This is a genomic window from Gordonia sp. ABSL11-1 (genome assembly GCF_030315685.1).
GTDB lineage: Bacteria > Actinomycetota > Actinomycetes > Mycobacteriales > Mycobacteriaceae > Gordonia.
The window spans coordinates 130,047-143,025 of sequence record NZ_JASXSI010000011.1; the positions used below are offsets into that span (position 1 = coordinate 130,047).

Consider the following 12,979-nt stretch of genomic DNA (forward strand, 5'->3'; position numbering starts at 1 on the left):
TCACACCTCCACGACGACCGGTGCGTGGTCACTCGCGCCCTTGCCCTTGCGGGCCTCCCGGTCGACGAAGGCGGTCCGGACCCGGTCGTCGAAAGCCGGCGAACACAGCAGGAAGTCGATGCGCATCCCCTCGTTGCGCGGAAACCGCAGCTGCGTGTAATCCCAGAAGGTGTAGCCGTCGGTGTAGGGCAGCGCGGAATCGCGGAAACCGGCATCACGGATCGATTGCAGCGCAGCACGTTCGGGCTCGGACACATGGGTCTTGCCGTCGAACACCGCGGGGTCCCAGACGTCGTCGTCGGTCGGGACGACGTTCCAGTCACCCGCGAGGACGACCTGCGAGGCCGGGTCGTGCGCCAGCCAGAGGGCGCCCATGTCGCGGAGTTGCCGCAGCCAGTCGAGTTTGTAGCGGTAGTGCGGGTCGTCAAGGGCGCGGCCGTTCGGCACGTACAGGCTCCACACCCGCACCCCGTCGCAGCGTGCGGAGATCGCGCGGGCCTCCTGGGCGGGGGTGACGTCGCCGCTGCTGTAGGTCGGCTGACCCTCGAACCCGATCTCCACCTCATCGAGTCCGACGCGGGAGGCGATCGCCACACCGTTGAAGCCGCCGGTGCCGACATGGGCCACGTCGTAGCCGGCGGCGAGGAAGCTCATCAGCGGGAACTCGTCGTCGCGGCATTTGGTCTCCTGCATGGCGAGGACGTCGATGTCGGACCGTTCCATCCAGCCGACGACGGCCTCGGACCGTGCGCGGATGGAGTTCACGTTCCAGGTGGCGATGCGCATGTCAGCTCTCGATCCGGGCGACGGGCGAACCGGCGTCGTGCCAACGCGTCTCGACCCGTCGCGCAAGGGTGGGCGGGGTCAGCAACAGCAGCGCGAAGGCGGCCGGTGGATCGGCGACGTCGCGGTAGTGATCGCGATAGAACCCGAGGGACTCGGCGAACCAGGACAATTCGTCGGGCTCGGCGCGCAGGAGCCGGGCGGAGTCCTCGATGATCGTCAGGTAGGCGGTCGGGGGTGCCACGTCGGTCGGGACGGTCGCGTCGAGGTCGCGCATGCAGTCGTCGAAAGCGTCCTTGTTGTGCCCGAAGTGATCCGGGAATCCCCACGCCCGCGCGAACTCGTCGAACAGGTCGCCGAGGGTGCCCATCCGATCGGCGTCGACGGAACGGACGACCAGGTTCTGCGGCACCCAGGACAGGCGCGGTCCGGCGAGGACGCCGGCGACGGGGCCGAATCGACCTGCAGCCGAGATGAACTCGGAGAGTGGAATGGGCGTGTGCTCGGGTCTGCTCATCGGTTCGGTCCTCGGATCCGGACGAAGGTACGGTAGTGATCGTCGGTGTACCAGGCGGTTCCGTCGCTGCCGGTGACGATCCGTTCGGCATCACGACTGCGCCCCGGCTCCTTCGCGTTGACATCCCACTCCCGGTAGGAGACACGGCGGCCATCGGAGCCGGTGACCGGGAGGTTGCGCTCGTTGTTGCGAAAGACGGTGCCGCCGCGTGTACCCGGCGCGTGCGCCGCGGCCGGCCAATCGCCCGCGTCGATCAGGGCCAACGTCGTGCGGACGTGGGCGGGTACGGCGGCGGTCGAGGACGAGTTCGGTGCCGCCGCTCGGGTGGAGGCCGCAGGGCCGGGGGCCACGGTGGTCGACGACGCTGCGGATGCGTGGGCCGCATCACCGGTGTCGGTGCCGGAGTCCTCGCCGAGAAGCCAGACGACCCCGGCGACGACCCCGGCGACGACCGCGACGACGACCACGGCGACCGCGGACACGATCGCCTGTCGCCGGGTGCGGGCCGTGCCGTCGGCCATCACACCTCCACGTACCGATAGCTGTGGTGCAGACCGAAACCCGATGCCCGATACCATGTCCCGGCGACGCGGTTGTCGGCCTCGACCTGCACGTAGATCCGCTGCGCGCCGTGGTCGGCGCCCCACGCGACGAGGCTCGACATGACGTCCGATGCGAGACCCCGACGGCGATGACCGGACACGGTCCAGAGTGCGGTGATCCCCAACCACGGTGTGCCGTCGGCGGATTCGGTGACCGTCGCCCGGCCGATGGAGATCGGCGTGTCGTCGCCGAGGGTGGCCACCGTCATCGGACCCCGTGACGCCCCGACGACCGCAGCGGCGGCATCGAGGTCGACATCGTCACCGCGGTAGGCGCGCAGCCACGCCGCGTCCGGGGCGTCGTCGAGCCGGACGGCGTCGGACCTCGCCCGCACAGGGAAGTCGGCGATGTCGCGGGTCAGGAATTGGACGTCGCCGCTTCGGTCGATGCCGTCGATCTGTCCGGCGGGGATCAGCCGGTCGGCGACGACGACGAGGGCCGGGAGCCCGCGGGCGGCGTACCAGTCGCGCATCGCGGTGAGTGTCGTCGCGTCGGTGCCGGCACCGAACTCGATCGGCACCGCGGAGTTGGCGCGTCGGGTGAACCCGTTGCCGGCGCGCAGCAACCACCCCGACAACATCGCCGACTCGACGCCCGGCCACGCGGCCGCGGCGGCGACCTCGGCCGACCGGATCTCGGAGTTACGCACCGTGAACCGTGACAACAGCCGCACCGACGTGACCGCCGAGCGCGGGATCGACTCCGGGGCGCCGTCACGCTCGACGACGAGCGGATCGCCGTCGTCGCGCAGGATCCCGGTCACATCGGACAGCGCCGCAGCCGGATCGCCGCGCCAGTCGTCGGGGGTGGCATCACCCAGGCGGTACCGGACGACGATGCGGTCGCCGACGAGCGGGTCCGTGCCCTCGGCCCCGGAACCGCCGACCCCGGAACCGCCCGCGCTGCCACTGCGTGTCATGGTGGCGGTGTCAGTCGTCGTCGTCTTCGTCGTCGTGACCGAACGGGTCCGAGACCGTGCCGGGCGTCCACGTCAGGCCGGGCACACCCCAGCCCTGCCGCTTGACGGCCTTCTTCGCGGCCCGGGCATTGCGCCCGACCAGCACGTCGACGTAGAGGTAACCGTCGAGGTGGCCGACCTCGTGCTGCAGCATCCGGGCGAAGAATCCGGTGCCCTCGACGACGATCTCCTCGCCGTTGCGGTCGACGCCGGTGACCCGCGCCCAGTCGGCGCGGCCGGTGGGGAACTGCTCGCCCGGCACGGACAGGCAACCCTCGTCGTTGTCGTCGGGATCGGGCATGGTCTCCGGGATCTCGGATGTCTCCAGCACCGGGTTGATCACCTCGCCGCGGCGGCGGACGACCGCGGCCCGTTCGCCGTCGGGGCAGTCGTAGACGAACATCCGTTTGCTCACCCCGACCTGGTTGGCGGCCAGTCCGACACCATGGGCGGCGTCCATCGTCTGGTACATGTCGTCGAGAAGGGTCACGAGGTCCGCGGCCGGACGGCGGTCGGCGTCGAGTTCGACGAGTTCCGTCGGGTGGTGCAGCACCGGTTCACCGATGATGCAGATCGGGAGAATTGCCATGCGGGACAGATTACCGACGGGCTCACAGAGACCGTTCACTCGTGGCGAGTCACACCGCGAACCGGCTCGCCGATCGTGGTTAGATGATCACCGAACCACATTGCTGTGATTTGTTCGGCGACCTGAATCAACCGGTTCGGTGACGTTGATCTGAACCGGCCCAGTGGACCGGGGTGGGGCGCCGACGATGCGGCGGTGTGATGTGCACGAGGCGATCTTGAGGGAGCGAGATGGACGGCGCAGCTGCGCGAAGCCAGAAGCAGGGCGATCAACCCACATCCACCAACGATTCCGCCGAGCCGACGACGAACGCCGCCGACCCCCACGAGGTCGGGGCCGACGGCCTGTCCCGCCGCGAACACGACATCCTGTCGTTCGAGCGGCAGTGGTGGAAATACGCCGGCGCCAAGGAAGAGGCGATCAAAGAACTCTTCGGACTGTCGGCCACCCGCTACTACCAGGTTCTCAACGCGCTCGTCGACCGCCCGGAGGCGCTCGCCGCGGATCCGATGCTGGTCAAGCGTCTGCGTCGCCTGCGGGCGTCGCGGCAGAAGGCCCGTGCGGCCCGTCGGCTCGGGTTCGAGATCACCTGATCCGGCGGCCCCCGCGGCACCGCCGACCACGCCGGGCCGCCCGACGGAAGTCAAGTAAGGTTCTCGGTGATGAATCCTGATCGCGAACCGAGTCGCCTGCCGTTGCGGGCAGGAGCCATGCTGTTGCTGGCGATCGCCATCGTCTTCGTGGGACTGGGCTGGCATTCGGCCGCCACCAGCGGTGACGATCCGGAGAAGGATCTCGAGGCGGCACAGACCCAGGTGACGACGACGGCGGCAGCGCCCAGCAGCGCCACCTCGTCGTCGGTGGCGGCCTCAGCGGACACCCCGGAACTGTGCGTCTTCAACGCCGGATCGGTCTCCGGCCTGGCCGGCGAGGTGACCGACTCGCTGAAGGCCAAGGGTTTCCAGACGGCCGAGCCCAGCAACCTGACCACGTCGTCGGTCACCGAGAACACCGTGTTCTACGACGAGGGCCAGAAGTCGGCCGCCGACCAGGTGGCCTCCGCGCTCGGCGACGCCAGCGTCGACCCACGCCCGTCCTCGTTCACCCAGTGCTCCGACGGCATCCCCGTCATCGTGGTCACCCGATGACCGCACCGCCACCGGCGACCGCCGGGCTCCCCGACCCGACACCAGCTCGGCCCGTTGAATGATCACAAGGAGTGACATGACCGCCAGTTCGATCCGAATCCGTCGCACGCTCGCCGTGCTCGCCTCAGCCGGCATCGTCGGCGGTGCGCTGGCGGCCTGCACGCCGGACGAGCCGCCGACCGACGCCCCCGGCACCACACCGTCCGTGGTCACCGGCAACCAGGCACCTCCGGGGGAGGTCGACGACGCCGACGGCATCGGGTCGTCGCCGAAGGGCAACGCCACCGCGAACCTGATCGACGACGACGGCAAGACCGTGGGCGAGGCCGTCTTCACGCCGAGCGGGTCGTCGGTCAAGGTCGACGTCCGGGTCAACGCCGAGAGCGGCATCCCCGCCGGCTTCCACGGCATGCACATCCACCAGAACGGCGTCTGCCAGACCGGCGGCAGCGAGGCCTTCAGCAGCGCCGGCAGCCACCTGCAGGTCGACGGCCGCACGAGTCACCCGTCCAGCGGTGACCTGGTGTCGATCAACGTCCTGAAGGACGGCACCGGCGAGACGGTCACCACGACCGACGCGGTCAACCTCGAGCAGATCGTCGGCAAGGCCATCGTCATCCACGAGAAGGCCGACAACTTCGCCAACATCCCGACGCGCTACGCGCCGGCGCCCGACGAGCAGACGATGAAGACCGGCGACGCGGGCAGCCGTCTGGCATGCGGCGTCATCGAGGCGCACGAGTAGGTCGTGATCCAGCCGATCGAGTTCGACGGCTCGCCGACCCCGTCGCTGGGTGTCGAATGGGAATTCGCCCTGACCGACAAGGTCACCGGTGATCTGTCGAACTCGGCGGCCGACCTGTTCGCACTGGTGTCGGAACATGTGCCGGCCCGCCGCGACAAGGTCCACAAGGAGTTGCTGCGCAACACCGTCGAGATCGTCACCGGGATCTGCCGGGACACCCCCGAGGCGATGGCGGATCTGTCTGCGACCCTCGATGCGGTGCGCGGACTCACCGAGGAGCTCGGGGTCGACCTGTACGGGGCGGGCACGCACCCGTTCGCGCAGTGGTCGACACAGCTGCTCACCGAGGGCCATCGCTATGCCGAACTGATCGAGCGCACTCAGTGGTGGGGTCGGCAGATGCTGATCTGGGGTGTGCATGTGCACGTGGGGATCAGCCACCGCGACAAGGTGCTGCCCATCCTCGGCTCGTTGCTCAACTACTACCCGCATCTGCTGGCGTTGTCGGCGTCGTCGCCGATGTGGGCCGGCCAGGACACCAACTACGCCAGCAACCGCGCGATGATGTTCCAGCAGTTGCCGACGGCCGGGCTGCCGTTCCAGTTCGCCACGTGGGCCGAGTTCGAATCGTTCGTCACCGATCAGAAGACCACCGGCATCATCGACCATCTCAACGAGATCCGTTGGGACATCAGGCCGTCACCGCATCTGGGCACCATCGAGGTGCGGGTGTGCGACGGGCTGACCAACCTCACCGAGTTGTCGGCGTTGGTGGCGTTCATCCACTGTCTCGTCGTCGACCTCGACCGTCGGTTCTCCGCCGGGGAGGAACTGCCGCAGATGGCGCCCTGGCTGGTGCAGGAGAACAAGTGGCGTGCCGCGCGATACGGACTCGACGCCATCGTCATCCTCGACGCCCAGTGCCGCGAACGCCTCGTCATCGACGACCTCGCCGACCTGCTGGAGCGGCTCGAACCGATCGCCCGCGACCTCAACTGCGTCGACGAGTTGTCGCGGGTCGCCGACATCGCTTCTGCGGGAGCGAGTTACCAGCGCCAGCGCGAGGTCTACCGCCGGACCGGCGACCTCCGTGCGGTGGTGAGTTCGGTGGTCGACGAGCTCAGGTGACCCACTCGGCCTCCGTCGCTCGCCTCGAGGAGCGCGGGTGTCAGTCGTGAGTGCCGGATTCCATGTCGTCGCGGTCCATCAGGCCGTCGCGGGCGCGTTGCTCCTGATAGACGAGACGTCCGATGCGGTGGGCGATGACGGGCGCGGTCATGAGTGCGAACAGGCCGGCGAGGACCAGCATGCCGTTGTCGACGTTGTCGCCGAGCCGGATCATCGCGCCGATGAGCATCAGCAGGAGCCCGAAGGTCTGCGGCTTCGTCGATGCGTGCATGCGGCTCAACGTGTCCGGGAAGCGGAGCATCCCGATCGCGGTGGTGAGTGCCATGGTCGCGCCGAGGATCAGCAGCACGGACGAGATGATGTCGCCGATCATGCTTCGTCATCCCTCACGCGGAAACGTGCGATTGCGATCGACCCCACGAAACTCAGCAGCGACAGCGCGACGATCGCCGGGACGACCGTCGAGTCACGGCTGAACGCCGCCCACGCGGCGAGTCCGCACATGCAGAGCGCGATGACCGTGTCGAGCGCGACGAGCCGGTCCAGGCTGGTCGGTCCGCGCAGCACGCGGATCGTCGTGAGCACGGCGGCGATCATCAGCATGGCGCTGACGACGGTCCAGACGTAGGTCATCGTTCCACCTCCTCCACGGCCGGATCGGTGGCACCGGCCACCCCGTGGGTCCGATCCGAGCGGCGCACACGGTGATACTCCTCGTCAATGCCGTGGTACGGGCTCGGATGCCATTCGCTGTCGCGCTCGAACGCCTTGATGAACGACCGCTCGACGAAGGCGACCTGCTTGTAGAAGGCCCGCACCCGCTTCTCGCTGCGCACGTCGAAGACATGGATGTAGAGCATGCGACGACGGTGGTCGATCTCCAGGACCATCGTGCCGGGCACCAGATTCAGATAGTCGACGGCCAGCGTGAGCACCAGGTCGGACTTGATGGTGACCCGCACGCGGACGACGGCGCCGAGCGGCGGACGGCCCGGACGGATAGCGGCCCACGCCACCTGCGCGCTGGACACGAAGAAGTCGCCGATCAGCCGGGCGAGCAGCAGGAGCACGGTCAACGGGTGGATGCGTCCCTCGACCGGGACCCGCGGCAGCGGCAGCAGGGTCACGATGGCGACGGCGAGGACGAGCCCGCCGAGGATGTTGGCCCAGGAGATGGTGCCCCACAACAACACCCAGACGACGGTGAGGAAGGCGAGCGTCCACAGTCGGACGGCGACCTCGCGGGAGTCGCTGCCGAGCCATCGGGGGATGCGGACGTGGTCGCGCAGCCAGACGTAGCCGCTGACGACGTGCCAGAAGATGAACAGCAGCGAGACCCGCCAGGCGGTGATGATGCGTGCCTTCACCGGCTCTCACCTCCGAGGACGGCTTCGATGTAGATGCCGCGGTCGGTGATGTCGGTCGCGGCGCGGTCGGTGAACCCGATGATCGGACCTGCCCACAGGGTGAGCACCAGGCCGGCGGCCACCATGATGGCGGTCGGGATGACCATGCCGATCGGCATGCGGCCGACGTCGGCGCGGTCGTCGAACGCGATGTCGGTGCTCTCGTCGATCAGCGCGGACGGGGCCCTGTCGGCCAGGTCACCCTCGGGTGCGTCGGCGCGCGGACGCCAGAAACCCTTGGTCCACACACGGGCGACGACGTACAGGGTCAGCAAGCTCGTGACGACTGAACCTGCGACGAGAGTCCACGCGAGGACCGAGCCGTCCTGGACGCCGGCCTCGAGGAGCGCCACCTTGCCGATGAATCCGGAGAACGGTGGAATGCCGCCCAGGTTCAGGGCGGGGATCAGGAACAGCACAGCGAGGACCGGACTCACGATCAGTCCGCCGAGCCGTCGTAGTGACGCCGACCCGGCCTGCCGTTCGATCAGTCCGACGACGAGGAACAGCGTCGTCTGCACGAGGATGTGGTGCGCGACGTAGTAGATCGCCGCCGACAGCCCGAACTTCGACGACAGCGCGATGCCGAACACCATGTAACCGATGTGACTGACGAGGGTGAACGACAGCAGACGTTTGATGTCGGACTGGGCGATCGCACCGAAGATGCCGATGAGCATCGTCAGCAGCCCGGCGATCAGCAGCACGTTGTCCATCGTCCCACCGGGGAAGAGCAGTGTGTGGGCACGCACGATCGCGTACACACCGACCTTGGTCAGCAAACCGGCGAACACGGCGGTGACCGGTGCGGGTGCGGTCGGATACGAGTCGGGCAGCCACGTCGACAGCGGGAACACCGCGGCCTTGATGCCGAACGCGACGAGCAGCACCGCGTACAGGGCGTTGCGGGTGCCGTCGGGGACGTGATCGAGTCGGGCGGCCATCTCGGCGAGGTTGAGGGTGCCGGTCGTCGCATAGGCGAACGCGATGCCGGCCAGGAAGATCAACGACGACACCATCGAGACCATCACGTATGACGCACCGGCGCGCACCCGGTCGGGACTCGCACCGAGCGTGAGCAGCACGAAGCTCGCGGCCAGCAACACCTCGAACGAGACGTACAGGTTGAACAGGTCGCCGGCGAGGAAGGCGTTGCAGACGCCCGCGGTCAGGATCAGATAGGTCGGCAGGAAGATCGACACCGGCTGCTGCGACGTGCCGTCGCGGATACCCTGACCGATCGCGTAGAGGACGACGCACAGCAGCACGATCGTGGAGACCACCAGCATCAGCGCGGCCAGCTGGTCGACGACCAGGGTGATGCCGAGCGGGCCGTTCGGGAACCCGCGGTCGCCCCAGCCGCCGATGGCCACGGCGAACGTGCCGTGCTCGTTGGTCAGGTAGAGCAACATGCACGACGCGATGAACGCGACCGCGATCGCGCCGACGGCGATGGCGCGCTGGAAGCGTGGACTGCGACCGCCCAGCAATGACAGCGCGGCGGCGACCATGGGGACGAGGGTGGGCAGCGTGATGAGCACCGGCACCCAGGAGGGCTGAGGGATCATCGGCCGGCCCCCGGACCGTCGCCGTCGGCCAGTGCTTCCCGGCCGTCGTCGCCCACCTCGTCGCCCACCTCGTCGATGACGTCGGAGTCCTCCGGCATGAGGTCGGTCTCGATGAGTTTCTCGTGCCGCTTGACGAATTCTTCCGGTGTGATCGGGTTGCCCTCGTCGTCGTAGAGGTCGCCCGCAGCGGTGTCGGCGAGGGTGACCGGGTCGTCGGTGCGGTCGCGGTCGGGCGCGGTGTCCAGCGATGCGGACAGGATCTTGACGTCCTCGGTGTCGTCGTCGAGGTCGTCGTCGTCGCGGTTGATCACGAACAGCCGATACACCAGCGACAGCACGAACGCGGCGACGCCCATGGTGATCACGATCGCGGTCAGGATCATCGCCTGGGCGAGGGGATCGGCGTCGGCAGCCCGCCCGGCGGAATCACGGCCGAGGATCGGCGGATTGCCCATCCCGCCGGAGACGACCAGGATCAGCAGGTTGATCGCGTTGCCGCACAGCAGCAGGCCGAACAGCATGCGGATCAGGCTGCGTTCCATGAGCAGGTAGGCGCCGCAGGCGGCGGTGATGCCGATGACGATCAGCAGGCCGAGGTTGATGCTCATCGCGGCACCTCCCCGACGGTCGTGCGCACCGGCGCGGGTGTGTTGTCGACGCTGCTCGCCTCGACGTCGAGGCGGGCGCCGAGGCTGCGCAGGACGTCGAGCACCAGGCCGACGACGATCAGGTAGATGCCGAGGTCGAAGAACAGGGCGGTGACCAGCTTGACGTCGCCGAGGACCGGCAGCGTCACCTCGAACACCGCCGACGACAGCGCCGGCGCGCCGAGGAACATCGACGTGACGGCGGTGAGGCTGGAGATTGCCAGGCCGGCGCCGAGGATGCGTCCGGGCTCGATGGGCAGGGCCTCACCGAGTTCGTACCGGCCACCCGCGAGGTAGCGCAACACGAGCGCCAGGCCCATCGTCAGGCCGCCGGCGAATCCGCCGCCCGGCGCGTTGTGCCCGGCGTAGAAGAAGTAGACCGACAGCACGACCATCGTCGGGAAGATGAGTCGGGTGGTCGCCTCGAGGACCATCGACCGATGCCGCGGGTCGCGGAAGTCGCTGCCCAGCAGCCAGCGGGTGCGGTCCGGTGGGATCGGGTCGTCGACGTCCTCGCCCTGCGCGGCTTCCTGCAGACGTGCCGCGTCGGCCACCCGGGGTGCGGCTCCGAAGCGGCGGTTGCGGAACACCATCGACGCCACCCCCGTCGCCGCGACGATGAGGACCGACACCTCGCCGAGGGTGTCCCAGGCGCGGATGTCGACCAGCAGCACGTTCACGGCATTCGCGCCGTGGCCGAACTCGTAGGCGGCGGCCGGGATGTCGACGTGCACCGGCTGCTCGGATCGTGCGGCCGCGGCGAAGAGCCCGATGAGGACCAGCGACGCACCGAACGCGAGACCGATCAGCGCGCGCAGCGGTTTGAAGCCGGTCGCGTGACGCGGTTCCGGTTCGGCCGGCAGCTTGCGCAGCACGAGCACGAAGATGACCAGGGTGAGCGTCTCGACCAGGAACTGGGTGAGTGCGAGGTCGGGGGCGCCGTAGAGCGCGAACAGCATGCCGGAGCCGTAGCCGGTCAAGCCGACGACGAGCGTCGCGGCCAGACGGTTGCGCAGCACGACCGCGGCCAGTGCGGCGACGGCGATGATGCCGCCGATCACGAGTTGCACCGCGGTGTCGAACCCGGCGATCTCGAGCCGGTCGCGCGAGCCCCAGGCGAGTGCGGCGAGGGGCACGATGATCGCCGTCGACAGGATGATGCCCTGGGTGATCGGCAGCGAACCGCGCTGGGTGTTGCGGGTCAGCATCAGCGAGAGGGTGTCGGCGCCGCGCAGTGTCGCGTCGTAGATCCGGTCGGCGTTGAGGACCGGGCGGTACTTGAACACCCGTCCGCGCAGCTGCCGCATCACCAGGAACAGGATCGCGCCGGCGACGATCACGATGACCGAGAACACCACCGGCAGCCCGAATCCGTGCCACATCGCGAGGTGCTCGAGTTCGTGGCCGTAGGCCGGGAGGGTCTCCGCGTACGGCTCGAACAGGTCGCCGACCTGCGGGCTGAGGAAGCCGGCGGCGACACCGCCGATCGCCAGCAGCACCGGCGACAGGAGGAACAGCTTCGGCGGCGGGTGCATCTTCGCGACCGCCGGGCTCGGGGTCGACCGGACCTTGCGGCCGAAGGCACCCCACAGGAATCGGCAGGTGTAGGCGAAGGTGATGACCGAGCCGACCAGCAGCACGATGTCGATGGTCTCTGCCTGCCACGGCGGGTAGGCGCCGGTGTCCCACACCGACCCGAACGCGGTCTCCTTGCCGACGAACCCGATGGTGAAGGGCAGACCGGCCATGCTCGCGCCCGCTACCGCGGCGACCAGCGCGAGCACCGGGAGCCGCTCGCCCAGGCGGGCCAGTTTGCGGATGTCGCGGGTACCGGTCGAGTGGTCGATGATGCCGACGACCATGAACAGGCACGCCTTGAACAAGGCATGAGCGATGAGCATCGTGATGCCGGCCATGGCGACGTTCGCGTCGCCGATACCCACCAGCACCGCCATGAACCCGAGCTGTGACACCGTGCCGAACGCCAGCACCAATTTGAGGTCGAGTTCGCGCAGGGAACGCCAGCCGCCGATCACCATCGTGATCATGCCCAGCACCACCACGGCGATGTGCCAGCTCGGTGTCGTCGAGAACGCCGGTGCCAGACGTGCGATCAGGTAGATGCCGGCCTTCACCATCGCGGCGGCGTGCAGGTACGCGCTGACCGGGGTGGGGGCGGCCATCGCACCGGGAAGCCAGAAGTGGAACGGGACGATCGCCGATTTGCTCAGCGCGCCGATCAGCAGCAGCACGACCGCGCAGTCGACGTAGACGCCCGACGACGGCGGGTTCGAGATGATCTCCGAGAGCAGGTAGGTGCCGGATCGTTCGCCCAGCATGATGATGCCGACGAGCATCGCGAGACCACCGGCCGTCGTCACCAGCAGCGCCTGGGTGGCGGCGCGACGGGCCGTCGCGCGGACGCCGTAGAAGCCGACCAGCATGAACGACAGCACCGTGGTCAGTTCCCAGAACACGTACAGGACCAGCATGTTGTCGCTGACGACGAGACCGAACATGGCCGCGGCGAAGGCGATCATCTCACCGCCGAAGACGGCGACACGGGGTCGCGCGTCGTCGAAGTAGTGGGCGCAGTAGCAGAGGACCAGCGAGCCGACGCCGAGGATGAGCACCGACAGGATCGCGCTCAGCGTGTCGAAGCGCGTGACGATGTCCATCTGCAGGACCGGCACCCACTCGACGGTCTCGACGAGCGGCGGTTGCCCGTCCTGCGGCCAGTTGACGATGACCCAGACGAGGGCGCCGGCGGGCGCCAGGGCCAGGACGTAGAATCCGCGGGTTCCCAGCCACCTGATCACCGGGGGCGCGAGCAGCGCGCAGAGCGCGAGCGCAGCCAACACAGAGATCAAGTGGGCACACCGTCTTT

Annotated in this window: 15 protein-coding genes; 4 read left to right on the forward strand and 11 right to left on the reverse strand. The window is 68.5% G+C overall.

The window, feature by feature from the left end; all coding sequences use genetic code 11:
• From QSJ19_RS13990 to QSJ19_RS14010, 5 genes are read right to left on the reverse strand one after another with little or no spacing between them, the layout of a single operon-like run.
• Entirely contained in the window at positions 1–786 is a 786-nt protein-coding gene (locus QSJ19_RS13990) for an exodeoxyribonuclease III (protein WP_286321233.1), read from the reverse strand.
• Between the two features lies 1 nt (position 787).
• Positions 788–1,300, reverse strand: coding sequence for a barstar family protein (locus tag QSJ19_RS13995; RefSeq protein ID WP_286321234.1), 513 nt, complete (start codon positions 1,298–1,300; stop codon positions 788–790).
• Positions 1,297–1,821: a guanyl-specific ribonuclease gene (locus tag QSJ19_RS14000; RefSeq protein ID WP_286321235.1), complete on the reverse strand. Its 525-nt coding sequence runs from the start codon at positions 1,819–1,821 to the stop codon at positions 1,297–1,299. Before QSJ19_RS14000 ends, QSJ19_RS13995 begins: the two co-directional genes overlap by 4 nt.
• Positions 1,821–2,822 (reverse strand): N-acetylglutamate synthase, CG3035 family, encoded by a 1,002-nt coding sequence (locus tag QSJ19_RS14005; protein WP_286321236.1) that lies wholly within the window; start codon positions 2,820–2,822, stop codon positions 1,821–1,823. The genes QSJ19_RS14000 and QSJ19_RS14005 overlap by 1 nt, the downstream gene beginning before the upstream one ends.
• Positions 2,823–2,832: 10 nt before the next feature.
• Positions 2,833–3,450 carry a peptide deformylase gene (locus QSJ19_RS14010; protein ID WP_286321237.1) on the reverse strand — a complete coding sequence of 206 codons (618 nt, stop codon included), beginning with the start codon at positions 3,448–3,450 and terminating at the stop codon, positions 2,833–2,835.
• Between the two features lie 230 nt (positions 3,451–3,680).
• On the opposite strand from QSJ19_RS14010, the gene napA reads away from it, so the two are divergent.
• The 4 genes from napA (at position 3,681) to QSJ19_RS14030 (ending at position 6,471) form a co-directional block, all read left to right on the forward strand.
• Positions 3,681–4,043 carry a nucleoid-associated protein NapA gene (gene napA / locus QSJ19_RS14015; RefSeq protein WP_187586372.1) on the forward strand — a complete coding sequence of 121 codons (363 nt, stop codon included), beginning with the start codon at positions 3,681–3,683 and terminating at the stop codon, positions 4,041–4,043.
• Between the two features lie 69 nt (positions 4,044–4,112).
• Entirely contained in the window at positions 4,113–4,598 is a 486-nt protein-coding gene (locus QSJ19_RS14020; RefSeq protein ID WP_286321240.1) for a LytR C-terminal domain-containing protein, read from the forward strand.
• Between the two features lie 76 nt (positions 4,599–4,674).
• Complete coding sequence (gene sodC / locus QSJ19_RS14025; protein ID WP_286321241.1) at positions 4,675–5,343, forward strand: superoxide dismutase[Cu-Zn]; 669 nt, start codon at positions 4,675–4,677, stop codon at positions 5,341–5,343.
• A 6-nt stretch (positions 5,344–5,349) separates the two neighbouring features.
• Complete coding sequence (locus tag QSJ19_RS14030; RefSeq protein WP_286321302.1) at positions 5,350–6,471, forward strand: glutamate--cysteine ligase; 1,122 nt, start codon at positions 5,350–5,352, stop codon at positions 6,469–6,471.
• A 40-nt stretch (positions 6,472–6,511) separates the two neighbouring features.
• Here QSJ19_RS14030 and mnhG read toward each other — a convergent pair whose 3' ends face one another.
• The 6 genes from mnhG to QSJ19_RS14060 are packed head-to-tail and all read right to left on the reverse strand — an operon-like array spanning position 6,512 to position 12,962.
• Complete coding sequence (gene mnhG / locus QSJ19_RS14035) at positions 6,512–6,844, reverse strand: monovalent cation/H(+) antiporter subunit G (RefSeq protein ID WP_286321243.1); 333 nt, start codon at positions 6,842–6,844, stop codon at positions 6,512–6,514.
• Positions 6,841–7,104, reverse strand: coding sequence for a monovalent cation/H+ antiporter complex subunit F (locus QSJ19_RS14040; protein WP_286321245.1), 264 nt, complete (start codon positions 7,102–7,104; stop codon positions 6,841–6,843). The genes mnhG and QSJ19_RS14040 overlap by 4 nt, the downstream gene beginning before the upstream one ends.
• Positions 7,101–7,838 carry a Na+/H+ antiporter subunit E gene (locus QSJ19_RS14045; protein WP_286321246.1) on the reverse strand — a complete coding sequence of 246 codons (738 nt, stop codon included), beginning with the start codon at positions 7,836–7,838 and terminating at the stop codon, positions 7,101–7,103. Before QSJ19_RS14045 ends, QSJ19_RS14040 begins: the two co-directional genes overlap by 4 nt.
• Positions 7,835–9,445 carry a Na+/H+ antiporter subunit D gene (locus tag QSJ19_RS14050; RefSeq protein ID WP_286321248.1) on the reverse strand — a complete coding sequence of 537 codons (1,611 nt, stop codon included), beginning with the start codon at positions 9,443–9,445 and terminating at the stop codon, positions 7,835–7,837. The genes QSJ19_RS14045 and QSJ19_RS14050 overlap by 4 nt, the downstream gene beginning before the upstream one ends.
• On the reverse strand, positions 9,442–10,053 hold the full coding sequence (locus tag QSJ19_RS14055; RefSeq protein ID WP_286321250.1) for a Na(+)/H(+) antiporter subunit C: 612 nt from the start codon (positions 10,051–10,053) through the stop codon (positions 9,442–9,444). Before QSJ19_RS14055 ends, QSJ19_RS14050 begins: the two co-directional genes overlap by 4 nt.
• Positions 10,050–12,962, reverse strand: coding sequence for a Na+/H+ antiporter subunit A (locus tag QSJ19_RS14060; protein WP_286321251.1), 2,913 nt, complete (start codon positions 12,960–12,962; stop codon positions 10,050–10,052). Before QSJ19_RS14060 ends, QSJ19_RS14055 begins: the two co-directional genes overlap by 4 nt.
• Between the last annotated feature and the right edge of the window lie 17 nt (positions 12,963–12,979).

Coding starts and splice junctions, on each gene's coding strand:
- QSJ19_RS13990 (WP_286321233.1), bottom strand. CDS start 786: ATGCGCATCGCCACCTGGAACGTGAACTCCATCCGCGCACGGTCCGAG.
- QSJ19_RS13995 (WP_286321234.1), bottom strand. CDS start 1,300: ATGAGCAGACCCGAGCACACGCCCATTCCACTCTCCGAGTTCATCTCG.
- QSJ19_RS14000 (WP_286321235.1), bottom strand. CDS start 1,821: ATGGCCGACGGCACGGCCCGCACCCGGCGACAGGCGATCGTGTCCGCG.
- QSJ19_RS14005 (WP_286321236.1), bottom strand. CDS start 2,822: ATGACACGCAGTGGCAGCGCGGGCGGTTCCGGGGTCGGCGGTTCCGGG.
- QSJ19_RS14010 (WP_286321237.1), bottom strand. CDS start 3,450: ATGGCAATTCTCCCGATCTGCATCATCGGTGAACCGGTGCTGCACCAC.
- napA (WP_187586372.1), top strand. CDS start 3,681: ATGGACGGCGCAGCTGCGCGAAGCCAGAAGCAGGGCGATCAACCCACA.
- QSJ19_RS14020 (WP_286321240.1), top strand. CDS start 4,113: ATGAATCCTGATCGCGAACCGAGTCGCCTGCCGTTGCGGGCAGGAGCC.
- sodC (WP_286321241.1), top strand. CDS start 4,675: ATGACCGCCAGTTCGATCCGAATCCGTCGCACGCTCGCCGTGCTCGCC.
- mnhG (WP_286321243.1), bottom strand. CDS start 6,844: ATGATCGGCGACATCATCTCGTCCGTGCTGCTGATCCTCGGCGCGACC.
- QSJ19_RS14040 (WP_286321245.1), bottom strand. CDS start 7,104: ATGACCTACGTCTGGACCGTCGTCAGCGCCATGCTGATGATCGCCGCC.
- QSJ19_RS14050 (WP_286321248.1), bottom strand. CDS start 9,445: ATGATCCCTCAGCCCTCCTGGGTGCCGGTGCTCATCACGCTGCCCACC.
- QSJ19_RS14055 (WP_286321250.1), bottom strand. CDS start 10,053: ATGAGCATCAACCTCGGCCTGCTGATCGTCATCGGCATCACCGCCGCC.